Below are 24,799 nucleotides of genomic sequence, written 5' to 3'. Positions count from 1 at the left end.
TCATTGGCTGTCCGTCAGCGACGACGGGGTGGACGGCATTAGGGTGATGACCTGGGGCACCGGCTCGTATTTACGTTCGGCCAGGCGCCGGCCCTCGGCGGATTGCAGCGCGCAGTCCTGGTCGGATTCGGCAGAGAAACGCACCACCTCCTCTTCCCAGATCGCATCCAGCGCCTGCGGGGTGTGATCCGGTTGCTCCTCGGCAACCGTCGGGCGGTGCTGGTCGATCTGCCCGGTGGCGCCGATCAGCGCCAGCAGCGCCTGGGGCACCAGGGCATAGTTGGCGTCACGGGCCTCCAGGCGCGCGGTGAGCAGGGCGAGGATATGGCTGATCTCGCCCAGCCAACGGCCGACTTCGTCGTCGCCGCGGGTCGACAGGTACTCGAGGAACAGCGGCAGGTAGTCCGGCAGCTCGCGGGCGTCGAGCTGGAAGCCGGCGGCCTGGTACTCGGCGAGCAGATCGACCATCGCCTGGCCACGGGCGCGGGATTCGCCGTGCACATGCTCGAACAGCAACAGCGAGGTGGAACGCCCACGGTCGAACAGCTCGACATAGCCGGCCTGCAGATCGAGCAGCTCGGTCGCGGCCAGGCTCCGGCACCAGACGCCGAAGCGCGCCCGCAGCCGGGCATCCAGGCGCGTTTCGGCCTGCAGGATGGCAGCCAGTTCGGCGGCGGCCGCCTGCAGCTCGGCGCTCGGATAGTCGAGCAGGCGTGCCAGCGCCCGCAGGCTGCGCAAGCCCATGGTTTGCTCGGTGGCCGGACTAGTCATGGCGCATGTCCTCCAGCGGGTCGAAGCTTTCCACCGGTTTGACCAGGGTGGTGGTCTGCTTGCGGCCGCCGAACAGGCTGGTCTGGTTGTTGCCGCCCTGGCAGCCGTTGCCGAAGCTGAAGCCGCAGCCGTTGCGCTCGGGGTAGGCATCGCGGGCCATTTCACGGTGGCCGGTGGGGATCACGAAGCGGTCCTCGTAATTGGCGATGGCCAGGTAGCGGTACATCTCCTCGACCTGGTTCTGGCTGAGGCCGACCTGATCCAGCACCCGGGTGTCGAGGCTGCCGTCCACGTGCTTGCCGCGCATGTACACGCGCATCGCCATCAGGCGCTTGAGGGCGAGGATCACCGGCTCCTCTTCGCCGGCGGTGAGCATGTTGGCCAGGTAGCGCACCGGGATGCGCAGCGATTCGATCTTCGGCAGCACGCCGTCGAACTCGATGTGCCCGGCCTCGGCGGCGGACTGGATCGGCGACAGCGGCGGCACGTACCAGACCATCGGCAGGGTGCGGAACTCCGGGTGCAGCGGCAGCGCCAGCTTCCAGTCCATGGCCAGCTTGTACACCGGCGAGGCCTGGGCCGCGCTTATCACGTTGTCGGGCACGCCGTCCTTGCGCGCCTGGGCGATGACCGCCGGATCGTTGGGGTCGAGGAAGATCTCGCACTGGCGATGGTAGAGGTCGCGCTCGTCCGCCGCGGCGGCCACCTCGGCGATACGGTCGGCATCGTAGAGCAGCACACCGAGGTAGCGGATGCGCCCCACGCAGGTCTCGGAACAGACCGTCGGCTGGCCCGACTCGATGCGCGGGTAGCAGAAGATGCACTTCTCCGACTTGCCGCTCTTCCAGTTGAAGTAGATCTTCTTGTACGGACAGCCGGAGATGCACATGCGCCAGCCGCGGCACTTGTCCTGGTCGATCAGGACGATGCCATCTTCTTCGCGCTTGTAGATCGCCCCGCTCGGGCAGGACGCCACGCAGCTCGGGTTCAGGCAGTGCTCGCACAGGCGCGGCAGGTACATCATGAAGGTGTTTTCGAACTGACCGTAGATGTCCGCTTCGATCTGCTCGAAGTTGACGTCCTTGCGCCGCTTGGCGAACTCGGTGCCGAGGATTTCCTCCCAGTTCGGCCCCCATTCGATCTTCTTCATCCGCTGCCCGGAGATCACCGAACGCGGCCGCGCCACCGGCTGGTGCTCGCCGCCCTTGGCGGTGTGCAGATTCTGATAGTCGAAGGTAAAGGGTTCGTAGTAGTCGTCGATCTCCGGCAGGTCGGGGTTGGCGAAGATGTTCGCCAGCACCCGCCACTTGCCGCCGATGCGCGGGTTGATCGAGCCGTCGGCATTGCGCACCCAGCCGCCGCGCCATTTCTTCTGGTTGGCCCACTCCTTGGGGTAGCCGATCCCGGGCTTGGTTTCGACGTTGTTGTACCAGGCGTATTCGATACCTTCGCGGCTGGTCCAGACGTTCTTGCAGGTCACCGAACAGGTGTGGCAACCGATGCATTTGTCCAGGTTCATGACCATGCCGACTTGCGAGCGGATCTTCATTTCACGGCCTCCTGCGAGTAGTCGTTGCCTTCACCATCCAGCCAGTCAATGTGCTTCATCTTGCGCACGATGACGAACTCGTCGCGGTTGGAACCGACGGTGCCGTAATAGTTGAAGCCGTAGGACAGCTGCGCGTAGCCGCCGATCATGTGGGTGGGCTTGGGGCAGACCCGCGTCACCGAGTTGTGGATGCCGCCGCGGGTGCCGGAGACCTCGCTGCCGGGGGTGTTGAGGATGCGCTCCTGGGCGTGGTACATCATCACCATGCCGACCTTGACCCGCTGGCTGACCACCGCCCGCGCGGCGACCGCGCCGTTGGCGTTGTACAGCTCGATCCAGTCGTTGTCCTCGACGCCGATGCTCTGGGCGTCGGTTTCCGACAGCCAGACGATGGGCCCGCCGCGCGACAGGGTCTGCATCAGCAGGTTGTCGCTGTAGGTGGAGTGGATGCCCCATTTCTGGTGCGGGGTGATCCAGTTGAGGAGGATTTCCGGGTTGCCGTTGCCGATGGCCTTGTGATCGGCAACGCTGGCCGGCGCTTTGGTGTCGATCGGCGGGCGGTAGACCATCAGGCTCTCGCCGAAGTCGCGCATCCAGGGGTGATCCTGGTACAGCTGCTGGCGGCCGCTGAGGGTACGCCAGGGAATCAGCTCGTGGACGTTGGTGTAGCAGGCGTTGTAGGACACGTGCTCGTCTTCCAGACCCGACCAGGTCGGGCTGGAGATGATCTTGCGCGGCTGGGCGACCAGGTCGCGGAAGCGGATCTTCTCGTCCTCCTTGGGCAGCGCCAGATGAGTGTGGTCGCGGCCGGTGATCTTCGACAGTGCCGCCCAGGCCTTGACCGCCACCTGGCCGTTGGTTTCCGGCGCCAGGGTGAGGATCATCTCGGCCGCATCCAGCGCCGAGGCGATGCGCGGCCGACCCTTGGCCGAGCCCTCCAGCTTGCGGTAGTTGAGCTTGCCGAGCAGCTCGACCTCTGCCTCGGTGTTCCAGGCGATGCCCTTGCCGCCGTTGCCGATGGTCTCCAGCAGCGGCCCCACCGAGCTGAAGCGCTCGTAGGTTTGCGGGTAGTTGCGCTTGACCTCGATCAGCGCCGGCATGGTCTTGCCGGGAATCGGCTCGCACTCGCCGCGCTTCCAGTCGCGCACCTCGGGCTGGGCCAGCTCGGCGGGGCTGTCGTGTTGCAGCGGCAGGCTGACCAGGTCGGTCTCCTCGCCCAGGTGGCCGACACAGACCCGGGCGAAGGCCTTGGCGATGCCGTCGTAGATGTCCCAGTCGCTGCGCGCCTCCCAGGCCGGGTCGGTGGCGGCGGTCAGCGGGTGGATGAAGGGGTGCATGTCCGAGGTGTTGAGGTCGTCCTTCTCGTACCAGGTGGCGGTCGGCAGCACGATGTCGGAATACAGGCAGGTGGTGGACATGCGGAAGTCCAGGGTCACCAGCAGGTCGAGCTTGCCTTCGGCTGGCTCGTCGCGCCAGACCACCTCCTCAGGCTTGGCCTCGCCGGTCTTGCCCAGGTCGTTGCCGAGCAGGTCGTGGCGGGTGCCGAGCAGGTAGCGCAGCATGTATTCGTGGCCCTTGCCGGAGCTGCCCAGCAGGTTGGAGCGCCAGACGAACAGGTTGCGCGGGAAGTTGCGCGGATTGTCCGGGTCCTCGGCGGCGAAGCGCAGGGCCCCGCTCTTCAGTTGCTCGACCACATAATCGGCGCTGCTCTTGCCAGCGGCCTTGGCCTCGGCAGCCAGGCGCAGCGGGTTGCGGTCGAACTGCGGCGCCGAAGGCAGCCAGCCCATGCGTTCGGCGCGCACGTTGAAGTCGATCAGGCTGCCGCGGTACTTCTCCGGTGGCGCCAGCGGCGAGAGGATCTCGCTGACCTTGAGCTTCTCGAAACGCCACTGGCTGGAGTGGTTGTAGAAGAACGAGGTGCCGTTCATGTGGCGGGGCGGGCGGTGCCAGTCGAGGGCGAAGGCCAGCGGCGTCCAGCCGGTCTGCGGGCGCAGCTTCTCCTGGCCGACATAGTGCGACCAGCCGCCGCCGCTCTGGCCGACGCAGCCGCACATGATCAGCAGGTTGATCAGGCCGCGGTAGGTCATGTCCATGTGGTACCAGTGGTTGACCCCGGCGCCGACGATGATCATCGAGCGCCCGCGGGTCTTGTCCGCGTTGCTGGCGAACTCCCGGGCCAGGCGAATCAGCTGGGCGGCGGGCACCCCGGTGATGGTCTCCTGCCAGGCCGGGGTATAGGGTTTGAGCTGCTCGTAGCCGCTGGCGCCGTCGTCCTCGCCGCTGCCGCCGACCGTGGCCTGCAGGCCGCGGTCGATGCCATGGTTGGCGGCCAGCAGGTCGAACACCGTCACCGCCAGCACCTGGCGGCCGTCGGCCAGTTGCAGGCGCTTGGCCGGCAGGTGGTGGTAGAGCACGTCGCGTACCTTCAGGTGCGGGAAATGGAGATGCTCGATGCCGCCGAAATAGGGAAAACCGACCCGCGCCACCTCGTCGTGGCGACCGAGCAGCGACAGCGCCAGGGACACCTCCCGGCCCTCGCCGTCCAGCGGTTCCAGGTTCCAGCGGCCCTCCTCGCCCCAGCGGAAACCGATGGAGCCGCGCGGCACCACCAACCGCTCGCCGGTTTCGTCCCAGGCCACGGTCTTCCAGGCCGGGTTGTTGTCCTGGCCCAGGTTGGCGGCGAAATCGCTGGCGCGCAGCTGCTTGCCGGGCACCAGGCTGCCGTCGGCACGGCTTTCCAGTTCCACCAGGATCGGCATATCGGTGTAACGCCGCACGTAGTCGGTGAAGTAGGCGCTGGGTTGCTCCAGGTGGAATTCCTTGAAGATCACATGGCCCATGGCGATGGCCAGAGCCGAGTCGGTGCCCTGCTTGGGGCTGAGCCACTCGTCGCAGAGCTTGGAAACCTCCGCGTAGTCCGGGGTGATGGCCACCGTCTTGGTGCCCTTGTAGCGCACCTCGGTAAAGAAGTGCGCGTCCGGGCTGCGCGTCTGCGGCACGTTGGAGCCCCAGGCGATGATGTAGTTGGAGTTGTACCAGTCGGCCGATTCCGGCACGTCGGTCTGCTCGCCCCAGGTCTGCGGGCTGGAGGGCGGCAGGTCGCAGTACCAGTCGTAGAAGGACAGGCACACGCCGCCGATCAACGACAGGTAGCGGGTGCCGGAAGCGTAGGAAACCATCGACATGGCCGGAATCGGCGAGAAGCCGGCGATGCGGTCCGGGCCGTACTGCTTGGCGGTGTAGACGTTGGCCGCGGCGATCAGCGTCTGCATCTCGTCCCAGTCGGCGCGCACGAAGCCGCCCAGGCCGCGGTCGTGCTTGTACTGCCTGGTCTTGGCCGGGTCCTCGACGATGCTGGCCCAGGCCTCCACCGGATCCTGGTGCTGCTGCAGCGCGGCGCGCCAGATCTGCATCAGCGGCTTGCGAATCAGCGGGTACTTGAGGCGGTTGGCGCTGTACAGGTACCAGGAGTAACTGGCGCCGCGCGGACAGCCGCGCGGTTCGTGGTTGGGCAGGTCGGGCCGGGTCCGCGGATAGTCGGTCTGCTGGGTTTCCCAGGTCACCAGACCATTCTTGACGTAGATCTTCCAGCTGCAGGAGCCGGTGCAGTTCACCCCGTGGGTGGAGCGGGCGATCTTGTCGTACTGCCAGCGCTGGCGGTAGCCGTCTTCCCAGTCGCGGCTCTCGTCGCGCGTCTCGCCATGGCCGCCGGCGAAATCCGGCGGGCGCTTGACCAGGTATCTGAGGCGGTCGATAAAGTGACTCATTGTTTTTCTCCTTGTGAACGGGGCATCAGGCGACCCCGGCGTTGGCGGTCACGTCAGCAAGGCACCTCCGCGTTGCGGCGGGTGTAGTAGAACCAGGTCAGGGCGATGCAGACCCCGTAGAACAGGGTGAAGCCGTACAGCGCCGGCGCGACGCTGCCGCTCAGGGCGATGGCGCTGCCATAGGCCTTGGGAATGAAGAAGGCGCCGTAGGCGGCCACCGCCGAGATGAAGCCGACCGCGGCGGCGGACTCCTTGTCGCTCTGCAGCTGCTGTTCGGCGGGCGCCAGGCCCGGGTTCAGCAGCGGGGTCTGCTGGCGGAAGATCGCCGGGATCATCTGCGTGGTGCTGGCATTGCCGACCCCGGAGAAGAAGAACAGCAGCAGGAACATGGCGAAGAAGCCCCAAAAATTGCGGATATCGAGGAACAGCAGCACGCCGAATACGCACAGCACCATCGCCACGAAGACCCAGAGGCTGACCCTGGCGCCGCCGAAGCGGTCGGCCAGGCTGCCGGAGAAGGCCCGGCTCAGCGCCCCCACCAGCGGGCCGAGGAAGGCGAACCTGAGCACGTCCACCTCAGGGAACAGGTTGCCGGCCAGCAGCGGGAAGGCCGCCGAGAAGCCGATGAAGCTGCCGAAGGTGCCGGTGTAGAGCACGCTCATCAGCCAGGTGTGCTTGCGCCTGAAGATGATCAGTTGCTCCCTGATCGACGACTTGGCGCTGGCGATGTCGTTCATGCCGAACCAGGCCGCCAGGGTGGCGACGATGATGAGGGGCACCCAGATGAAGCCGGCGTTCTGCAGCCACAGCTGCTGTCCCGTGGCGGTCTGCCGGGGCTCGCCGCCCAGGGCGCCGAAGACGCCGGCGGTAATCGCCAGCGGCACCAGGAACTGCATGGCGCTGACGCCCAGGTTGCCCAGCCCGGCGTTGAGGCCCATGGCGCTGCCCTTGGCGCTCTTGGGGAAGAAGAAGGAAATGTTCGCCATGCTCGAGGAGAAGTTGCCGCCGCCCAGGCCGCACAGCAGGGCGAGGATCAGCATGACCAGGTAAGGTGTTTGCGGGTCCTGCACGGCGAAGCCGATCCACAGCGCCGGCAGCAGCAGCGAGCCGGTGGACAGCGCGGTCCAGCGCCGGCCACCGAAGATCGGCACCATGAAACTGTAGAAGATGCGCAAGGTCGCCCCGGACAGGCCGGGCAACGCGGCCAGCCAGAACAACTGGTTGGGCGTGTAGTCGAAGCCCACCAGCGGCAGCTTGGCCACCACCACCGACCAGACCATCCAGATGGCGAAGCCGAGCAGCAGGTTGGGGATCGAGATCCACAGGTTGCGCGTGGCGATGCGCTTGCCCTCGGTGGCCCAGAAGCCGGCCTCCTCCGGCCGCCAGTCGTGCAGCACGAAGCCGCTCGGAGTGGCGAGTTCCGGCAGGTCGCTGGTTGCCTGCTGAGCCGCCCATTCCACCCGCTCGGCCATGCGGATCGAGTAGTGCATCCAGGCCAGGGCGCCGGCGGAGACCAGGAACAGCAGCATGAAAGCACTCTGCCAGACACCGACCACGTCGTTGAGCATGCCGAAGGTCAGCGGCAGGAAGAAACCGCCCAGGCCGCCGACCATGCCGACCACGCCGCCCACCGCACCGACATGCCCGGGGTAGTAGGCCGGAATGTGCTTGAACACCGCCGCCTTGCCCAGCGACATGAAGAAGCCCAGCACCATGGTCAGCAGCACGAAGCCGACCAGCCCGAGCTCCAGGGAGAAGCTGATCTCGTCGCGCACGCCGCTGACCGTGTAGCGGGTCGGCGGGTAGCTGAGCAGGAAGGTGCAGACCACCGAGGCGCCCAGCGTCCAGTACATCACCCGCCGCGCGCCATAGCGGTCGGACAGCCAGCCGCCGAGGATGCGGAACAGCGAGGCGGGAATGCTGTACGCCGCCGCGACCATGCCGGCGGCGGCGATGCTCAGGCCGTAGACCTCGATCAGGTAGTGCGGCAGCCACAGCGCCAGGGCGACGAAGGCGCCGAAGACGAAGAAGTAATACAGCGAGAAACGCCAGACCCGCAGCTCGCCCAGCGGCGCCAGTTGCTCCATCAACGGCGGCGGGACCTTGCGCGCGCGGCTCTGCGGGTCGGTCTGGGCCAGCAGCAGGAAGACCACGCCCATGCTCGCCAGCACGACGGCATAGACCCGCGCCGCACCTTGCCAGCCGAGGGCCAGCAACAGAAAGGGCGCGGCCAGGTTGGTGATGGCGGCGCCGACGTTGCCGGCGCCGAAGATGCCCAGCACCGTGCCCTGGCGTTCCTGCTCGAACCAGGCCGAGGTGTAGGCGGCACCGACGATAAAGGCGCCCCCGGCCAGGCCGATGCCCAGGGCGGCGAGCAGCAGCATCGGGTAGCTGCTGGCCAGGCTCAGCAGCCAGACGCACAGGGCGGACACCAGCATCAGCAGACCGAATACCCAGCGCCCGCCGTAGCGGTCGGTCCAGACGCCGAGGAACAGCCGCGAGATCGAGCCGGTCAGCACCGGCGTGGCCATCAGCAGGCCGAGCTGGGTATCGCTCAGGCCGAAGTCTTCCTTGAGCTGCAGGCCGAGGATGGAAAAGATCGTCCAGACCGCGAAGCACAGGGTGAAGGCCAGAGTGGAGAGCCCCAGCGCCCGGTATTGATCGCGGGGCAAAGCCGACATCACCATATAAAGCTCCCAGCAAGCGGAGTTTTCAGAGGTAACGGGTCACTTCTTCCGGTCAGGCAACGTTCTTGCTACGGACTGGCCACGGAGGGCACGAGCTCAGAGGTTGTGAACATATCGAGCGCCGTAGCGAAAGCGTCTCCTGGTGTTCGCAGTAGGCGAGAGTTTTTCCACAAACTCTCAGCCGTGCCTGAAGTCTGCATGTCCCTTCTGCCGGGACGTGCGAACAAACAACCCTCGCAGGCACTCGAAAAAATACGATCGATCGGCTGGCTCCCGAAAATCGTTTCCTCAGCGTAGTCAGCAACTGCTGCTTGCGCCAGCGAACCCAGGTATCGGCGCTGGGGACGCGGCCAAGGCCTATCAGGAGGCCGACAACGACTACAAACCGATCATGCTCAAGGCCCTGGCCGAAGCCTGCGCCGAATGACTGCACCAGCAGGTGCGCAAGACCTGGTGGGGCTACGAGCCGGACGAACAGCTCTCCAACGACGAGCTGATCAAGGAAGCCGACACAGGCATCCACTTCGCCTGCCCGGCTCACACCGAGAAAGGCACCCTGCTCGACCTGCCAAGCAAGGCCAGGCCGGTTGCAGCGGCGTGTTGCTCACCGACCACCACGCCATAGTCCCCGCCGCCTCGGTCAGCGGCTGGGACTTCGACCGCCCGCAGGCGCACTACTTCGCCGCCGGCAAGATCGACAAGGACCAGGTGGAAAGCTATACGGCGCGCAAGGACCACGCCCTGCTGCGCTCAGGCCAAGCCATGGCGCGCGGTAATCGCTACAATCGCGCCTCGCGTATTTCGATACACCTCGTGCGGGAGTCTTATGTCGACCCTGGAATTAATTGCATCGATTATTGGCGTTGTGGCTGTCTGGCTGACGGTAAAGCAAAACCTGTGGTGCTGGCCCGTCGGCTTGGTCATGGTGGTTATGTATGGCTGGATTTTTTACGACGCGGCGCTGTATTCGAACATGCTGCTGCAGGGCGTTTATGCCGGCCTGCAACTCTATGGCTGGTGGCAGTGGACGCGTGGCGGCGACGGCCAGGCGGGCGTACGCGTCAACCGGCTGAACCAGCATGGCCTGCTGTTCAGCCTGGCTGCCGGGGCTATAGGCGCATTGCTGCTGGGCTACCTGATGCTGGCATTCACCGACGCAGCCGCGCCCTGGCAGGACGCAACGCTCAGCGCCTTCAGCCTGGTTGCGCAAGTCTGGATGGCGCAGAAGCGCGTGGAGTGCTGGCCGCTGTGGGTCATCCTCGACGTGCTGTTCGTGGCGCTGTTCCTGCAACACGGCCTGTACCTGACTGCCGGGCTGTATGCACTGTTCACCGTGCTGGCGCTCAATGGCTGGCTGACCTGGCGCCGTGACCGCGCCCTGGCCCTGGCATGAAGGTGCTGGTCCTGACCGGGCCGGAGTCCAGCGGCAAAAGCTGGCTGGCCGGCAAACTCCACACCGAGTTTGGCGGTGTCGTGGTCGGTGAGTACGTTCGCCACTTCATCGAACAGACCCAGCGTGATACCTGCTATGCGGATATCGAGCACATCGCCCGCGGCCAACTGCAATGGGAAGACCAGGCCCGTGCCACCCGACCGGAGTTGCTGATACTCGACACCCACCTGCTCAGCAACATGCTCTGGAGCCAGGAACTGTTTGCCGACTGCCCCGCCTGGCTGGAACAGGCGCTGCTTGAGCGCGAATACCATCTACACCTGCTGCTCAGCCCAAACCAGGTGCCGTGGGTGGATGATGGCCAGCGCTGCCAGCCAGAGCTGGCTCAGCGGCAACAGTTCCATCTGCGTTGTGAACGCTGGCTGCGCCTGCATCGGCAGCCACTGCAGTGCATCCGGGGCGACTGGCAGCAGCGCCAGACCCAGGCCTTGCAGGTGGTGCGGCAGTGGCTTGAATCGACCTGAGACAACACGGGCCAAGCCCATAGATGCACGACAGCGCTGGCCGGCAGCGAATGTGGGAAATGGCGGCGAGACTATCGGCGGGAAACGCTTCGCGGCTTGCCACCCTACCGGGGCTTTAAATTGCGCAGGAGTGAATGACGCTTATTCACCCACCATTGCTAGCGCCGCATCCAAGTGCAGCGATATCCGCCGCTCAACTCAGCCGCGAAGTCGACTTGCGGATGATCTTGATCGAGTGCTTGAGCGTCGGTTTGCGCGTCACGCTGATCGCCTTGCGGGTCACGGTATCGATGGTGATATTCCAGAAGCCGCTGCTGGGCACGGTGATTTTCGCCGGAAAGGTATCGAAAGCGCCGCCGTGGTAAGTGTGCCGACCGCCATTCTTGAAGCTGCGGAAATTCGCGTCGCTCATCAGGCGGATGTTGCAGGTCTGCGAGCACTCGATCACGACCACGTCGTCTTCGTTGAGGTGTTCGCGCTGGTGTATGTATTTCATCGAGGGATCCTGCGCTGTTTTTTCCGGGCGCGACCATAGCACAGACGCTGGCAGGCACGCTGAGGCAATGCCAGCTAACCTCATCTGGTCAACTGCCGCACAGCATGCCACGAAACCTGCGGTGAAGCTGCGGCTGCTGGGACAACCCGGATGAAACACGCTTCGACCAGGTATTAGCCGATGCGCAATCAGAAGTCCGCCTAGCAAACCCGCAACGCCCGACCGTAGCAAGCACAAGGAGCAAGTCTATGCATCCAGTTAAACAGCTGAGCCTGCTAGTGCTCAGTGCCACCTTGCTGACTGCCTGCAGCAGCCAAATGCAGGACGATCAGCTGAGCCGAGATGTCAGTACGACCCAAATTACCGTGGAAGGCGTACCCGGCGGAGTGACCACCGAGGTGGTGCAGATTCACGCCGTGGTCAGCGCTATCGACTATGCCGCGCGCAACTTTACCCTTGAGGATGAGCAGGGCCATCGGCGCACCTTTCAGGCCAGCCCGGAAATGGTCAATTTCCCGCAGCTGAAAGTCGGCGACAAGGTCAATGCCACCGTGGCTCTGGAACAGCTGGTCTTCCTGCGCGAGCAGAGTGATGAGACCCAGGATGGCGCGGCCGGCGTGCTCGCCACCACGCCAGCCGGAGCCAAGCCGGGCATGCTGCTGGCTGAAACCCTGGAAATTACCGCCGTGGTCAAGGCCATCGACACGACACAGCACACCGCCACCCTGGAGTTTGCGGATGGCAGTCGCAAGACCGTGAAGGTTCGCCCGGATGTACAAATCAAGCCCGAGCACCTCAACCGCCAGGTAGTGATTCGCCTGACTACGGCGCTGGCTATCCGCGTGGAAAGCCTGTAACCCCTCACTCGGCGGGCTCAGCGCCCGCCCAGGTCACTGCGTTTCGCGGCCCCGGCGCAGCGTGGTAGCATCCGCGCCCCATGCATATCCACGATTTTCAACAGCAGCTCGCCGCCCTCGGCGGCAAACCCCAGCATATCGGGCGGATCATGCGTGCCTGGCTGCAAGGCAAGCCCCTCGATAGCGGTACGCGCCACCAGAAGACCGAGAACTTCCTGCCGCTGGCGGTGCGTAATGCCCTGCCGCAGTTGACGGCGGAGCTCAACGCCCTCGCCCGCCTCAACGCCGAGCACCCGGCGGCGGACGGCTCGGCACGCTTGCTGGTGGAGCTGGCCGACAAGCAGATGGTCGAAAGCGTGCTACTGCCGCGCGATGGCCTGTGCGTCTCCAGCCAGGTCGGCTGCGCGGTGGGCTGCGTATTCTGCATGACCGGCAAGAGCGGTCTGCTGCGCCAGTTGAGCACGGCCGAGATCGTCGCCCAGGTGACCCTGGCCCGGCGCATTCGCCCGGTGAAGAAGGTGGTGTTCATGGGCATGGGCGAACCGGCGCACAACCTCGACAACGTGCTGGACGCCATCGACCTGCTCGGCACCGAGGGCGGCATTGGCCAGCGCAACCTGGTGTTCTCCAGCGTAGGCGATCCGCGGGTGTTCGAGCGTCTGCCGCAACAACGGATCAAGCCGGCGCTGGCCCTGTCGCTGCACACCAGCGATGGCGAACTGCGCCAGCAATTGTTGCCGCGCGCGCCGCGTATCGACCCCGAGGAACTGGTCGAGCTGGGCGAAACCTACGCCCGCCAGATCGATTATCCGATCCAGTACCAGTGGACGCTGCTCAAGGGCATCAACGACAGCCAGGCCGAAATGGACGGCATCCTGCGTCTGCTCAAGGGCAAGTACGCGATCATGAACCTGATCCCCTACAACAGCCTGCAAGACGATGAGTTCCAGCGCCCGGATGGCGAGCGCATCGTGCAGATGGTGCGCTACCTGCACAGCCGCGGCGTGCTGACCAAGGTGCGCAACTCCGCCGGCCAGGATATCGACGGTGGCTGCGGCCAGTTGCGCGCACGGGCGGTCGAAATACGCGGCCGCCGCCTCCCGGGCGAGCGCACAGACGGTGTTTGAGACCGAGGCACGCTGCCGAGGCAGGTGATTGTCGATGTCCTGAGACATGCCTCGACAGCTGCCCGCGGGTTAAGATGCGCACCACCTCCGGCGCTGAGCATTCTGCATGCCGGGTTAACCGGCCCACAGCGAACCCTGCATGATCGAGCGTCAACGCCTACGGCATATCCTCACCCTCGGCCTACCGATTATCGGCGGCATGCTCAGCCAGAGCCTGCTCAACCTGGTGGATGCGGCCATGGTCGGCCACCTCGGCGAGAAGGCCCTGGCCGGAGTCGGCATCGGCAGCTATGCCAACTTCATGGCCATCGCCCTGGTCATGGGCCTTGGTGCCGGCGTGCAAGCCCAGGTCGCACGGCGCCGCGGCGCAGGACGCCTGGATGAGCTGGCGGCGCCGCTGAATGTCGGCATGCTGATCGCGCTGTGCCTCGCCCTGCCACTGACGCTGTTCTGCTGGCTGAACGCCCAGCCGATCATAAGACTGTTGTCAGGCGATGCCGAGGTACTGGGCATCGGCACCGCCTACTTCGAGTGGCGGGTGCTGGCGATCTTCGCCGTCGGCCTGAACTTCTCCTTCCGCGGCTACTGGAATGGCAACCACCGCTCCGGCGTCTATATGCGTACCCTGGTGATCATGCACCTGGCCAATGTACTGATCAGCTATTCGCTGATTCACGGCCTGTTCGGCTTGCCACAGATGGGCGCGCCCGGTTCAGGGCTGGGCACTACCCTGGCGCTGTACCTGGGTTCACTGATCTATGCCGTGCAGACCTGGCACAGCGCTCGCCACCAGGGTTTCCTGACCCGCCGCCCCGGCACCATTGACCTGCGCAGCATGCTGCGTCTGTCGCTGCCCAATTCGGCCCAGCAATTCTTCTTTGCCACCGGCATCACCGCACTGTTCTGGATCATCGGCCAGGTTGGCACCGCCGAGCTGGCGGTTGCCCATGTGTTGATCAACCTGGCGCTGCTGCTGATCCTTCCGGCCATCGGCCTGGGCATGGCGGCCACCACTCTGGTCAGCCACAGCCTGGGTGAGAAGGACTTCGTCGCCGCCCATCGCTGGGGCTGGGACGTGGTCAAGGTCGCGGCAGTCGGCTTGATGCTGCTGGGCGCGCCTTTCTGGCTGTACCCGGAACTGATCTTGCGGCTGTTCGTCAGCGATCCGGCGTTGATCGAACTGGGCAGCTGGCCGTTGCGCCTGACCGGCATGGGCATGGTGCTGGATGCCACCGCCCTGGTGCTCACCCAGGCGCTGCTGGGCGCCGGCGCCAGCCGCACGGTGATGCTGGTCAGCCTGGGCAATCAGTGGCTGTTCTTTCTACCCTTGGCTTATCTGCTCGGCCCCATATTGGGCTATGGTTTGCTGGCCATCTGGAGCTTGCAGATTCTCCAGCGCGGCCTCGCCTCGGCGATTTTCGCCGTGATGTGGCAACGACGCGGCTGGACCCGGATTCAACTGTGAGCAACTATCGAAGGATGATCGACAGGCCCGACAAGTCACAATCCAGGGGACGCATATGAGCAAGCAGGATGATCCAGACGACAAGCCGCTGACTCTGTGGGAAATGCTGCAGAGCGTGCTGGCGGCGGCCATCGGCGTACAGAGCGGCAAGAAGCGCAGCCGTGACTTCCGCCGCGGTAAACCCAGCCATTTCATCATCCTCGGGCTGCTGTTCACCCTGCTGTTCGTGCTGGTGATCTATGCCGTGGTCAAACTGGTGCTGCATTTCGCAGGTGTCTGAACCAGGGCCTGTCGAGGTTTCACCACGAGCCGCGACTAAGCATCGGCAGGCCTTCCGCCCACACAGGTGAGCCGCATGCGCCCCAAACGGTGGTTGTTTGCCCTCGACTACCCGCACACGGATAAAACCGGCGGCGACGGGCCGGAGTCGATTTCAAGCAGTCCTGGTTATTGCTGGCTAACCCAGAAAACCGCCGTCGCCACCGCTATCAATATCAGAATGAAGACCGCTCTGGCGTCCGCAATGCTGTCCCGGCTTCCGAGTTCGCTGTGATCGCTCATGGGCTACCTTTTTTTTGTGTTTATGAATGGTTCGCTTGTGCAGTTAAGCTCAGGAGGCGTGTCAGCTCAAGTGCTGAGAGGTTATGAAAAACTCTCGCCTGCCGCGACTGCCTCCAGCACCCGCTAGCGACGCTGCGAACACCTGACGACAGCCTTCGCTATCTCCACGACCTTTGAAGTTATGCTCTCGCCCAGGCTTAGTACCAAAGGTTCTTACCATATGCTTAAACTTCACTTTTGCGCATAACCCTGAGCTGGTATCTTCCTTCAGCTCCGTTAGGGGTGCGCGGCCGTGCGCGCAGAATTGCTGTAAGCAGCCTGAAAACAGGACCCTTCATGTACGTATACGACCAGTACGATCAACAAATCATCGAGGACCGCGTTCAGCAGTTCCGTGATCAGACCCGCCGTTATCTGGCTGGCGAGCTCAGTGGCGAAGAATTTCGCCCGCTGCGCCTGCAAAATGGCCTATACATTCAGCGCTTTGCGCCCATGTTGCGGATTGCCGTGCCCTACGGCCTGATGTCCTCCAAACAGGTGCGGATGATTGCCAAGATCGCCCGTGACTACGACAAGGGCTATGCCCATATCAGCACTCGGACGAACGTGCAGTTCAACTGGCCAGATCTGGAAGACGTGCCCGATATTCTCGCCGAGCTGGCCACTGTGCAGATGCACTCGATCCAGACCAGCGGCAACTGTGTGCGCAACACCACCACCGACCAGTTCGCTGGCGTGGCCAAGGACGAGATCATCGACCCGCGCCCATGGTGTGAAATCATCCGCCAGTGGTCGACCTTCCACCCCGAATTCACTCACCTGCCACGCAAGTTCAAGATTGCGATCAACGGCGCCGTGACCGACCGGGTCGCTATCGAAGTGCACGATATCGGTTTGGAAGCCGTGCGCAATGACGCTGGCGAGCTAGGCTTTCGCGTCGCCGTGGGCGGTGGTTTGGGGCGCACCCCGGTGGTTGGCAGCTTTATCAATGAGTTTCTGCCCTGGCAGCACCTGCTCAGCTACCTCGATGCCATTTTGCGCGTGTACAACCGCTACGGCCGTCGAGATAACAAATTTAAAGCACGCATCAAAATCCTGGTTAAAGCACTGACCCCAGAAGTGTTTGCCGAGCGCGTGAATGCCGAGTGGGCGCAGATCAAAGATGGCCCCACCACGCTTACCGAAGCCGAAGTGGCCCGCGTTTCAGCGCATTTTGTTGACCCTGCTTACAAAACCTTAGTCGATCAAGATGCCGCCTTGGCTGCACTGGATGCTGCGCATCCAGGCTTTGCCCGCTGGCGTGAGCGCAATACCTTTGCCCACAAAAAAGCCGGCTATATCGCCGTTACGTTGTCGCTCAAACCCACAGGCGTATCGCCTGGCGATGTGACCGACAAGCAGCTTGATGCAATCGCTGATCTGGCTGACCGCTACAGCTTTGGCGAATCACGTAACAGCCATAACCAGAACATCATCCTAGCCGACGTGGAACAGAGCCAGCTGTTCACGCTTTGGGGCGAGCTGCGTGAACACGGCTTTGCCACCCCGAACGTGGGCCTTCTAACCGACATTATCTGCTGCCCGGGTGGCGATTTCTGCTCGCTGGCCAACGCCAAATCAATCCCGGTAGCCGAAGCCATCCAGCGCCGTTTCGACGACCTGGATTACCTGTTCGACATCGGCGACATCGAGCTGAACATCTCCGGCTGCATGAACGCCTGCGGCCACCACCACGTCGGCCACATCGGCATCCTCGGCGTGGACAAGAAGGGCCAGGAGTTCTACCAGGTATCCATCGGCGGCAGCTCAGGCCGTGACGCCAGCCTGGCGCAGATTCTCGGTCCGTCCTTTGCCCAGGAAGACATGCCGGATGTCATCGATAAGATCATCAAGGTCTACGTCGAGCAGCGCACCGATGAAGAAAGTTTCCTCGACACCTTCCGCCGTATCGGTGTCGCCCCGTTCAAGGAGCGCGTATATGCAGCGAATCATTAAGAATGGCCAGGTGGTCGACGAGACCTGGCATCTGCTGCCCAAGGACACCACCCTCGACGGCCTGAGCAACTGCGATGACCTGATCGTGCCCCTGGCGCTGTGGATCGAACATCCGCACGCACTCAAGGCCCGCGACGGCGGCCTGGGCGTCTGGCTGGAAGCCGGCGAAGAGATCGAGGAAATCGCCGATCAACTGGACAACTTCCAGGTGATCGCCCTGAACTTCCCCTCCTTCACCGACGGCCGCCACTGCTCCACCGCCTACCTGCTGCGCACCCGCTATGGCTACAAGGGTGAAGTGCGCGCCATCGGCGATGTGCTGCGTGATCAACTGTTCTCCTACCAGCGCGTCGGCTTCGATGCCTTCGCCCTGCGCGAAGACAAGGACCCGCTGGACGCACTGAAGGCCTTCGAGGAGTTCTCGGAGGTTTATCAGGCCTCCAGCGACCAGCCGCAACCGCTGTTTCGCCGCCGCGCCTGAGCGATGCCTTGAGCAAAAAACCCTGCACTGCAGGGTTTTTTTCATGGGGCAAAAGCTATTCGTGGGAGTGGCTCAGTCCACCCGTACCAATACCCGACCGACAAGCTTGCCGGCGAGTATCCGGGCAATGGCCGCGGGCAACTGCTGCAGGCTGACTTCAGTCACCAGGCGCTCGAGATCGTCGAGCTTCCATTGCACGGAGAGCTTGTCCCACATGGAGGCCTTGACCACCAGCGGCAGTTCGACCGAATCGACCCCCAGCAGGTTGACCCCGCGCAGGATGAACGGCAGCACGCTGCCCTTGAACGCCACCCCGGCCGTCAGCCCGCAACACGCCGCGCTGCCGCCGTAGCGTAGCGCCTTGACCACGTTGAACAGGATATCGCCGCCGACGGTATCCACCGCACCCGCCCACTGCTCCTTGAGCAACGGACGCTCCGCACCTTCCTGCAGTTCAGCGCGCGAGACTATCTGCCGAGCGCCCAGCCCCTTGAGAAACTCGCCCTGCTCGGCCTTGCCGGTAGACGCGGCCACGCTGTAGCCAAGCTTGTTGAGCAAAACCACGGCAACACTGCCCACACCCCCGGTCGCGCCCGTCACCAAAACAGGCCCGGCATCCGGGAGCACGCCGGCTTGCTCCAGCTTGTCGACGCAGAGCGCAGCGGTCAGACCCGCGGTGCCCAGCACCATGGCCTCACGCAGGGACAAGCCTTGCGGCCGTTTCAGCGCCCAGGCCGCCGGAATCCGGATGTACTGGGCGAAGCCGCCCGCGGTGTTCATGCCCAGGTCATAACCGGTCACTATCACCTCATCGCCCACGCTGAATTCAGCGACGCTCGACTGCTCGACCACACCCGCCGCGTCGATGCCCGGGGTATGCGGAAAATGCCTGGTCACACCACGGTTGCCACTGGCGGACAGGGCATCCTTGTAGTTCAACGACGAATAGCGAACCCGGATCAACAGTTCGCCGGCCGGCAGTTCGCTGATGCTGCGCTGAACAATCGTTTGCTCGAACTCATCCGCCGCATGTTCGCGAACCTGTAGTGCTGTGAATGTAGTCATCTTCATCCCCCAGGGTAAAAGTCGATTACCAGAAACGCTGCTGGTTGAGGCGGCTTAGCCAATTCAAGGTGAAACGATCCAAGGCAACGCTGGCCGCCAAACCGACACGCTCCTGCAAACTCTTCTTCTCGGCGTAGTGCAGGTGAAACAGTTCGGCCTCCCTGGCCCGCTCGGCCAGGTATTCGTCGCTGGTCTTGAGTTCGTCGACCAGTTGTTTTTCCAACGCGGCCAGGCCCAGCCAGACCTCGCCGGTGGCGATATCGTCGATGTCCAGTTGCGGCCGATAGCGGGCGACGAAATTCTTGAACAGCTCGTGGATGGTTTCCAGATCTTCCTGGAACTTCTCCCGACCCTTCTCGGTATTTTCGCCAAAGACGGTCAGGGTGCGTTTGTACTCGCCGGCGGTAAGCACTTCGAAGTCGATGTCGTGCTTTTTAAGCAGGCGGTGCACGTTGGGCAACTGGGCAACCACGCCGATGGAGCCGAGTATGGCAAAGGGGGCAGAAATGATCTTCTCGCCGATGCAGGCCATCATGTAGCCGCCGCTGGCCGCGACCTTATCGATACAGATGGTCAGCGGGATGCCCGCCTGGCGAATACGCACCAGCTGCGAGGACGCCAGGCCATAGCTGTGCACCATGCCACCGCCACTTTCCAGGCGCAGCACCACCTCATCCTGAGGAGTGGCCAGGCTCAGCAAGGCGGTGATTTCATGGCGCAGGCTGTCAGTGGCCGAGGCCTTGAGATCGCCATCGAAGTCCAGGACGAATACCCGCGGTTTGTGCTCCCCGGCTTTCTTCGCCAGCTTGGCCGCCTTGGCTTCTTCCTTGTGCACCACCTTGAGTTGGTCCTTGTCCAGCACGGCATGCTCGAGACGTTGGCGCAACTGCTTGTAGAAGTCATTGAGCTTGTCCACCTGCAAATGCCCGACAACGCGCCGGCCCTTGCTGCGGGCCACGACCGCTGCCAGCAGAATCACCAGAACAGCCACAACCAGCGTTACCGTTTTAGCCAGAAAGGCCGCATATTCCGCGAAAAACTCCACGTATTCCCCCTCATTATTCATGCCAGCGTCCAGTGTCGCTTAGCGCTCGTGGCAACCAGCATACCGACGCCATCGACTGGCGACCAGTTGCCTGGCGCGTCGTCATGAATGACAGCAGATCAATTCAAACAAGCGTATGTTTTTTCGTTGACAGGCCTGCGCGATCCTCATACCCTCGCCAAACTTTCACCGATCCGGGACAGTGGCGAACGTGGGCAGCATTTACCTGATCAGACATGGCCAAGCCTCCTTCGGTGCCGATGACTACGATGTGCTCTCGCCCATCGGTATCCGCCAGGCCGAAGTGTTGGGTACGCACCTGACTGATCTTGGCATTCGCATCGATCGCACTCTGAGTGGCGCCTTACGCCGTCAACAGCACACCGCCCATGCCGCGATGCACCAGCTGGGCAGCAGCGGTCAGACAATCCCTGACCTGCAAGTGGATGCCGCCTTCAACGAGTTCGATGCCGACGCAGTGATCCGCGCCCTGCTCCCCGGCCTGCTCGACGAAGAACCCGAAGCCCTGCACGTGTTGCGCAATGGACCACAAAACCGCGCCGAATTCCAACGCCTGTTCGCGTTGTTGATCGGCCGCTGGATTTCCGGCGAACACGACCAGCCCGGCCTGCAGAGCTGGCAAGCATTCGTCGAACAGGTTGGGGACGGCCTGAAGCGCCTGCTGCAACAAGCCGACAGCAAACAGAACATCGCGCTCTTCACCTCCGGCGGTACTATCACCGCACTGCTGCAGTTGATTACCGGCGTGCCGGCCGCCAAGGCCTTCGAGCTGAACTGGCAAATCGTCAATACCTCACTGAGTTGCCTGAAATTTCGCGGCAGCCAAGTGACCCTGGCTTCCTTCAACAGCCATGTGCATCTACAGCTGATGAAGGAGCCGGAGCTCATCACCTACCGCTGAGCTCCGGCCTACTGCACCCGCAAGGGCGCAAGAAAACTCTGAAAACAAAGGAAGACATCATGAGCGTTGCAGACATCATCAATACCATGCAGTCCAAGTTCAACGCCTCTGCCGCTGCGGGCCTGGACCTGGTGTTCCAGTTCAACATCGAAGACGGTGAGAACCACTACCTGGTCATCAAGGACGGTACCTGCGACGTCCAACAAGGCGATGCCGACAACGCCAACGTGACCCTGATCATGGACAGCGAAACCCTCAAGGGCATTACCAGCGGCGAGACCGATGGCATGCAGGCCTTCATGGGCGGCAAGCTGCGCGCCGAAGGCGACATGATGCTGGCCATGAAGCTGGGCGAACTGTTCCCGGTCTAAGCTTCAGCGCAGCAGCCTCACCGAGAAAACCGGAGTCCCGTGCTCCGGTTTTTTTTCGTCTGCAGGCTTGTCTACAGATCAAATCAGGTTGCTTGATTGGGCGGCAACACGACCGCCTATAACGGCGCGTATTGCTTGTTACGACCAGGGTGCAGCATTAGATTAGCCAATAATCTATGGCACCAATTATAAGTAGAAGGGATAAGCATGGCGCTTACTGACCAGTCCACTCGCATCCGCGAGGGTGAAGAGCTCGACGCCGCGATCATCGATCCGTACCTCAAGGCGCATATTCCAGGCCTGACCGGCGAGCCACGGATCAGCCAGTTCCCCGGCGGTGCCTCGAACCTCACCTACCTGCTCGAATACCCGACCCAGCAATTCGTCCTGCGCCGCCCGCCATTTGGCCAGAAGGCCAAATCCGCTCACGACATGGGCCGCGAGTTCCGCATCCTCAACCAGCTCTACGAGGCCTTCCCCTACTGCCCGAAAGCCCATGTGCACTGCACCGACGAAGCGCTGATCGGCGCCGAGTTCTATGTGATGGAGCGGATCAACGGCATCATCCTGCGCTCCGACATGCCGGCCGAGCTGAACCTCAATGCCGACAAGACCCGCCAGCTGTGCAAGAGCTTCATCGACAAGCTGGTCGAGTTGCACAACGTCGACTACCAAGCCTGCGGCCTCGGCGACCTGGGCAAACCGCAAGGCTATGTGGAGCGCCAGATCGGCGGCTGGAGCGCACGCTACGAGAAGGCCCTGACCCCTGACGCGCCGCTGTGGGAGCCGGTCAAGGCCTGGCTGAGAGACAAGATGCCGGCCGACCACCCCAAGCCGGCCATCGTGCACAACGACTACCGGTTCGACAACGTGATCCTCGACCCACACAACCCGATGCAGATCATCGGCGTGCTCGACTGGGAGCTGACCACCATCGGCGACCCGCTGATGGACCTGGGCAACACCCTCGCCTACTGGATCGAGGCCGACGACCCGGCGCCGGTGCAAATGATGCGCCGCCAGCCGAGCAACGCGCCGGGCATGCTCAGCCGCCAGGAGTTCGCCGACTACTACGCCGAACGCGCCGGCATCGAGATCGCGAGCATCGACTTCTACTACTGCTACGGCCTGTTCCGCCTGGCCGGCATCGTCCAGCAGATCTACTACCGCTACTACCACGGTCAGACCCAGGACAAACGCTTCGCCCAGTTCGTGCAAATGAACAAGCTGCTGGAGCAGATGAGCCTGCAGGTCATCGCCAAGTCGCAGTTGTAATCGGCCGAACAGGCCTTCAACCAGAAAGGAAATGTCCATGTCCAAGACCCAACTGTTCGACCTCGACGGCAAGATCGCCTTCGTTTCCGGCGCCAGCCGCGGCATCGGCGAGGCCATCGCCAAACTGCTGGCCCAGCAGGGCGCCCATGTGATCGTCTCAAGCCGCAAGATCGACGGCTGCCAGGCGGTCGCCGATGCGATCATCGCCGACGGCGGCCAGGCCACCGCGATTGCCTGCCATATCGGCGAAATGGAGCAGATCAGCAATGTGTTCGCGCAGATCCGCGAGCGATTCGGTCGCCTGGACATCCTGGTCAACAACGCCGCCACCAACCCGCAGTTCTGCAATGTGCTGGAGACCGACCTGTCGGCCTTCCAGAAGACCGTCGACGTCAACATCCGCGGCTACTACTTCATGTCCATCGAAGGCGGCAAGCTGATGAAGGAAAACGGCGGCGGCAGCATCGTCAACGTGGCCTCGATCAATGGCGTCAGCCCCGGCGAGATGCAGGGCATCTACTCGGTGACCAAGGCCGCGGTGATCAGCATGACCAAGGTCTTCGCCAAGGAGTGCGCGCAATTCGGCATCCGCTGCAACGCCCTGCTGCCGGGCCTGACCGACACCAAGTTCGCCTCGGCGCTGGTGAAGAACGACGCCATCCTCAACCTGGCCCTGCAGCGCATCCCGCTCAAGCGCGTCGCCGATCCGAGCGAGATGGCCGGCGCGGTGCTGTACCTGGCCAGCGACGCCTCCAGCTACACCACCGGGGTGGCGCTGAACGTCGATGGCGGCTTCTTGTCCTGATCATTGCGCCGTTAGCAAGAAGGGACCCGCCGGTCCCTTATTTGCGCTCTTGATGCAACTCACTGCCAATCCTGCAGCGCCTGCTTGGCCGCCTGGTTCATCGGCTGCGCCAGCAGGCCGGTCGGCGTCAGGCTGACGCTGTAAACTGCCTGATCGGCAATCGGCAGGTAGGTAACCCGACGCGCCTGGGCATCGAACATGAACAGGTCGTGCTGGCCCAGGCGCAGCCAGCGCCACAGGTCGATGCCATAGGGGCTGCGAGCCAGTTCGACCCGGGCCTGCTGAGCCTGTTCCTGCTGTTCGATGGCGAGGAAGCGCCCCGAGAGTTTTTCCAGGCGATAGCCAGGCTGCAGGCCGATCAGGGCAGCGAGCCCCTTCCATTGTAAAAAGCGCGCATCCAGCTGCCACAAGTCCCCCTCCAGCAGCACGCTGCGCTCGCTGCCGCCCTCCAGCAGGTTGACCCGATAACGTGGGCCGTCAGCCTCGAAGCTCAGGGTTACCAGCGGCTTGTCCTCCGGCAGCGGGGCATAGCTATAGAGGTCGTAGGCCAGCAGGCCGATGAAACCGCCCAGGGCGACAAAGGCCAGGCCACAGGTACCGCGCAACCAACCGAGAAACCAGTGGCGATCGAGCAGAATTCGCGCGGCGACCAACACCGCCAGCAATGCCAGCAGTGCCGTCGCCCATGCCAGGCCGTCGTATTGCATCGAGTCGATTCCTTGCCCGTGAAAATGCCGGCATTATGCGCAGCAACTTCGCCTGCGCACAGCAGGTTCATTGCACAATCGGACACAGGTCGTCATTTTCATGCCCTTGCCTTTCGAGCTTGCCGTTGACCCGGCAACCCTGACCATTCTCGCCCTGGTGGCCTTTGTCGCCGGCTTCATCGATGCCATTGCCGGCGGCGGTGGCCTGCTGACCATTCCGGCCCTGCTGATGGCCGGCCTGCCGCCGCACCTGGTGCTGGGCACCAACAAGCTGTGCGCCACCTTTGGCTCGGCCACAGCCAGCTACACCTTCTACCGGCGCAAGCTGTTCGCCCCCCGGCCCTGGCGCAATGCGCTGATCGGCACCGCGGTCGGCGCCCTGCTCGGCGCCACGCTGGTGCACTGGCTGCCGGCGGCCTGGCTCAATCAACTGTTGCCGGTGGTGGTATTCGCCTGCGGCCTCTACCTGCTGTTCGGCCGCACCCCGGCGGCACCGCTCAACGCCGACGCGCCCATTGCCCAGGGCCGGCAGTGGCCGCAAAGCCTCGGCCTGGGCTTCTACGATGGCGTCGCCGGCCCCGGCACCGGGGCATTCTGGACGGTCAGCAGCCTGCTGCTCTACCCGCTCGATCTGGTGCGCGCCAGCGGCGTTGCCCGGAGCATGAATTTCGTCAGCAACGCCTGCGCCCTGGTGGTGTTCATCGTCGCCGGGCAAGTCGCCTGGGTGCTCGGCATCAGCATGGGCATCGCCCTGATGGCCGGGGCGTTTCTCGGCGCGCGCTCGGCAATCCGCGGCGGCTCGAAGTTCATCCGCCCGGTGTTCATCCTGATGGTCCTGGCCCTCGCCGCACGACTGGCCTGGCAGCACTGGTTCGGGCTGGCGTAGGTTTTATCCGGCTAGCAGGCCGTTGAAAACGTAGGCGAGGCAGGCAAGAC

The 24,799-nt window shown here is 63.5% G+C and carries 22 protein-coding genes and 1 pseudogene; 15 read left to right on the top strand and 8 right to left on the bottom strand.

The window, feature by feature from the left end; genetic code table 11:
• The 4 genes from narJ to BM315_RS10680 are packed head-to-tail and all read right to left on the bottom strand — an operon-like array spanning window position 1 to window position 8,768.
• Window positions 1–771: a nitrate reductase molybdenum cofactor assembly chaperone gene (narJ, locus tag BM315_RS10695; protein ID WP_090500692.1), complete on the bottom strand. Its 771-nt coding sequence runs from the start codon at window positions 769–771 to the stop codon at window positions 1–3.
• Window positions 764–2,320: a nitrate reductase subunit beta gene (gene narH, locus BM315_RS10690; RefSeq protein WP_090500689.1), complete on the bottom strand. Its 1,557-nt coding sequence runs from the start codon at window positions 2,318–2,320 to the stop codon at window positions 764–766. Before narH ends, narJ begins: the two co-directional genes overlap by 8 nt.
• Window positions 2,317–6,087: a nitrate reductase subunit alpha gene (locus BM315_RS10685; RefSeq protein WP_090500687.1), complete on the bottom strand. Its 3,771-nt coding sequence runs from the start codon at window positions 6,085–6,087 to the stop codon at window positions 2,317–2,319. Before BM315_RS10685 ends, narH begins: the two co-directional genes overlap by 4 nt.
• Before the next feature lie 53 nt (window positions 6,088–6,140).
• Complete coding sequence (locus BM315_RS10680; protein ID WP_212632948.1) at window positions 6,141–8,768, bottom strand: nitrate/nitrite transporter; 2,628 nt, start codon at window positions 8,766–8,768, stop codon at window positions 6,141–6,143.
• 334 nt (window positions 8,769–9,102) lie between these two features.
• Here BM315_RS10680 and BM315_RS10675 point away from each other — a divergent pair.
• The 3 genes and pseudogenes from BM315_RS10675 to BM315_RS10665 form a co-directional block, all read left to right on the top strand.
• Window positions 9,103–9,518 (top strand): annotated as a pseudogene (locus tag BM315_RS10675) (vitamin B12 dependent-methionine synthase activation domain-containing protein); the annotation flags it as partial.
• A gap of 82 nt (window positions 9,519–9,600) precedes the next feature.
• Window positions 9,601–10,167, top strand: a complete 567-nt coding sequence (gene pnuC / locus BM315_RS10670) for a nicotinamide riboside transporter PnuC (RefSeq protein ID WP_090500683.1) — start codon at window positions 9,601–9,603, stop codon at window positions 10,165–10,167.
• Complete coding sequence (locus BM315_RS10665; RefSeq protein WP_090500681.1) at window positions 10,164–10,691, top strand: AAA family ATPase; 528 nt, start codon at window positions 10,164–10,166, stop codon at window positions 10,689–10,691. Before pnuC ends, BM315_RS10665 begins: the two co-directional genes overlap by 4 nt.
• A 193-nt stretch (window positions 10,692–10,884) precedes the next feature.
• Here the strand turns inward: BM315_RS10665 and BM315_RS10660 are convergent, their stop codons facing one another.
• Entirely contained in the window at window positions 10,885–11,187 is a 303-nt protein-coding gene (locus BM315_RS10660) for a DUF1883 domain-containing protein (RefSeq protein ID WP_090500680.1), read from the bottom strand.
• A 248-nt stretch (window positions 11,188–11,435) separates the two neighbouring features.
• Between BM315_RS10660 and BM315_RS10655 the strand changes: the two genes are divergently transcribed.
• From BM315_RS10655 to BM315_RS10630, 7 genes are all read left to right on the top strand, one after another.
• Window positions 11,436–12,044, top strand: a complete 609-nt coding sequence (locus BM315_RS10655) for a hypothetical protein (protein ID WP_090500678.1) — start codon at window positions 11,436–11,438, stop codon at window positions 12,042–12,044.
• A gap of 80 nt (window positions 12,045–12,124) precedes the next feature.
• On the top strand, window positions 12,125–13,171 hold the full coding sequence (locus tag BM315_RS10650; RefSeq protein ID WP_090500676.1) for an RNA methyltransferase: 1,047 nt from the start codon (window positions 12,125–12,127) through the stop codon (window positions 13,169–13,171).
• A 139-nt stretch (window positions 13,172–13,310) separates the two neighbouring features.
• Window positions 13,311–14,636, top strand: coding sequence for an MATE family efflux transporter (locus BM315_RS10645; protein WP_090500674.1), 1,326 nt, complete (start codon window positions 13,311–13,313; stop codon window positions 14,634–14,636).
• 55 nt (window positions 14,637–14,691) lie between these two features.
• Window positions 14,692–14,916, top strand: coding sequence for a DUF2970 domain-containing protein (locus BM315_RS10640; protein WP_090500672.1), 225 nt, complete (start codon window positions 14,692–14,694; stop codon window positions 14,914–14,916).
• Between the two features lie 75 nt (window positions 14,917–14,991).
• Window positions 14,992–15,189 (top strand): hypothetical protein, encoded by a 198-nt coding sequence (locus BM315_RS24660; protein WP_170862197.1) that lies wholly within the window; start codon window positions 14,992–14,994, stop codon window positions 15,187–15,189.
• Window positions 15,190–15,533: 344 nt separating this feature from the next.
• Window positions 15,534–17,192, top strand: coding sequence for a nitrite/sulfite reductase (locus tag BM315_RS10635; RefSeq protein ID WP_090500670.1), 1,659 nt, complete (start codon window positions 15,534–15,536; stop codon window positions 17,190–17,192).
• A complete protein-coding gene (locus BM315_RS10630; protein WP_090500668.1) occupies window positions 17,176–17,673 on the top strand; it encodes a DUF934 domain-containing protein in 498 nt (165 codons plus the stop codon). The genes BM315_RS10635 and BM315_RS10630 overlap by 17 nt, the downstream gene beginning before the upstream one ends.
• A 72-nt stretch (window positions 17,674–17,745) precedes the next feature.
• Here the strand turns inward: BM315_RS10630 and BM315_RS10625 are convergent, their stop codons facing one another.
• A complete protein-coding gene (locus BM315_RS10625) occupies window positions 17,746–18,738 on the bottom strand; it encodes a YhdH/YhfP family quinone oxidoreductase (RefSeq protein WP_090500719.1) in 993 nt (330 codons plus the stop codon).
• Between the two features lie 25 nt (window positions 18,739–18,763).
• Entirely contained in the window at window positions 18,764–19,783 is a 1,020-nt protein-coding gene (sohB, locus tag BM315_RS10620) for a protease SohB (protein WP_090500666.1), read from the bottom strand.
• A gap of 211 nt (window positions 19,784–19,994) precedes the next feature.
• Between sohB and BM315_RS10615 the strand changes: the two genes are divergently transcribed.
• The 4 genes from BM315_RS10615 to BM315_RS10600 all read left to right on the top strand — a co-directional run bounded on the left by BM315_RS10615 (window position 19,995) and on the right by BM315_RS10600 (window position 23,156).
• A complete protein-coding gene (locus BM315_RS10615; protein ID WP_090500717.1) occupies window positions 19,995–20,705 on the top strand; it encodes a histidine phosphatase family protein in 711 nt (236 codons plus the stop codon).
• A 56-nt stretch (window positions 20,706–20,761) separates the two neighbouring features.
• Entirely contained in the window at window positions 20,762–21,076 is a 315-nt protein-coding gene (locus BM315_RS10610; protein ID WP_090500715.1) for an SCP2 sterol-binding domain-containing protein, read from the top strand.
• Between the two features lie 207 nt (window positions 21,077–21,283).
• On the top strand, window positions 21,284–22,351 hold the full coding sequence (locus tag BM315_RS10605) for a phosphotransferase family protein (RefSeq protein ID WP_090500664.1): 1,068 nt from the start codon (window positions 21,284–21,286) through the stop codon (window positions 22,349–22,351).
• A gap of 37 nt (window positions 22,352–22,388) precedes the next feature.
• Window positions 22,389–23,156 carry an SDR family oxidoreductase gene (locus tag BM315_RS10600; RefSeq protein ID WP_090500662.1) on the top strand — a complete coding sequence of 256 codons (768 nt, stop codon included), beginning with the start codon at window positions 22,389–22,391 and terminating at the stop codon, window positions 23,154–23,156.
• A gap of 59 nt (window positions 23,157–23,215) precedes the next feature.
• On the opposite strand, the gene BM315_RS10595 is transcribed toward BM315_RS10600, so the two are convergent.
• Window positions 23,216–23,863, bottom strand: a complete 648-nt coding sequence (locus BM315_RS10595) for a hypothetical protein (protein ID WP_090500660.1) — start codon at window positions 23,861–23,863, stop codon at window positions 23,216–23,218.
• 106 nt (window positions 23,864–23,969) lie between these two features.
• Here BM315_RS10595 and BM315_RS10590 point away from each other — a divergent pair, with 106 nt between their 5' ends.
• Window positions 23,970–24,749, top strand: a complete 780-nt coding sequence (locus BM315_RS10590; RefSeq protein WP_170862199.1) for a TSUP family transporter — start codon at window positions 23,970–23,972, stop codon at window positions 24,747–24,749.
• The last annotated feature ends 50 nt before the right edge of the window (window positions 24,750–24,799 follow it).

Origin of the sequence: Pseudomonas borbori, from assembly GCF_900115555.1 — a bacterium.
GTDB lineage: Bacteria > Pseudomonadota > Gammaproteobacteria > Pseudomonadales > Pseudomonadaceae > Aquipseudomonas > Aquipseudomonas borbori.
This window is presented reverse-complemented; position numbering and strand designations above follow the sequence as displayed.

Coding starts and splice junctions, on each gene's coding strand:
- narJ (WP_090500692.1), bottom strand. CDS start 771: ATGACTAGTCCGGCCACCGAGCAAACCATGGGCTTGCGCAGCCTGCGG.
- narH (WP_090500689.1), bottom strand. CDS start 2,320: ATGAAGATCCGCTCGCAAGTCGGCATGGTCATGAACCTGGACAAATGC.
- BM315_RS10685 (WP_090500687.1), bottom strand. CDS start 6,087: ATGAGTCACTTTATCGACCGCCTCAGATACCTGGTCAAGCGCCCGCCG.
- BM315_RS10680 (WP_212632948.1), bottom strand. CDS start 8,768: ATGTCGGCTTTGCCCCGCGATCAATACCGGGCGCTGGGGCTCTCCACT.
- pnuC (WP_090500683.1), top strand. CDS start 9,601: ATGTCGACCCTGGAATTAATTGCATCGATTATTGGCGTTGTGGCTGTC.
- BM315_RS10665 (WP_090500681.1), top strand. CDS start 10,164: ATGAAGGTGCTGGTCCTGACCGGGCCGGAGTCCAGCGGCAAAAGCTGG.
- BM315_RS10660 (WP_090500680.1), bottom strand. CDS start 11,187: ATGAAATACATACACCAGCGCGAACACCTCAACGAAGACGACGTGGTC.
- BM315_RS10655 (WP_090500678.1), top strand. CDS start 11,436: ATGCATCCAGTTAAACAGCTGAGCCTGCTAGTGCTCAGTGCCACCTTG.
- BM315_RS10650 (WP_090500676.1), top strand. CDS start 12,125: ATGCATATCCACGATTTTCAACAGCAGCTCGCCGCCCTCGGCGGCAAA.
- BM315_RS10645 (WP_090500674.1), top strand. CDS start 13,311: ATGATCGAGCGTCAACGCCTACGGCATATCCTCACCCTCGGCCTACCG.
- BM315_RS10640 (WP_090500672.1), top strand. CDS start 14,692: ATGAGCAAGCAGGATGATCCAGACGACAAGCCGCTGACTCTGTGGGAA.
- BM315_RS24660 (WP_170862197.1), top strand. CDS start 14,992: ATGCGCCCCAAACGGTGGTTGTTTGCCCTCGACTACCCGCACACGGAT.
- BM315_RS10635 (WP_090500670.1), top strand. CDS start 15,534: ATGTACGTATACGACCAGTACGATCAACAAATCATCGAGGACCGCGTT.
- BM315_RS10630 (WP_090500668.1), top strand. CDS start 17,176: ATGCAGCGAATCATTAAGAATGGCCAGGTGGTCGACGAGACCTGGCAT.
- BM315_RS10625 (WP_090500719.1), bottom strand. CDS start 18,738: ATGACTACATTCACAGCACTACAGGTTCGCGAACATGCGGCGGATGAG.
- BM315_RS10605 (WP_090500664.1), top strand. CDS start 21,284: ATGGCGCTTACTGACCAGTCCACTCGCATCCGCGAGGGTGAAGAGCTC.
- BM315_RS10600 (WP_090500662.1), top strand. CDS start 22,389: ATGTCCAAGACCCAACTGTTCGACCTCGACGGCAAGATCGCCTTCGTT.
- BM315_RS10595 (WP_090500660.1), bottom strand. CDS start 23,863: ATGCAATACGACGGCCTGGCATGGGCGACGGCACTGCTGGCATTGCTG.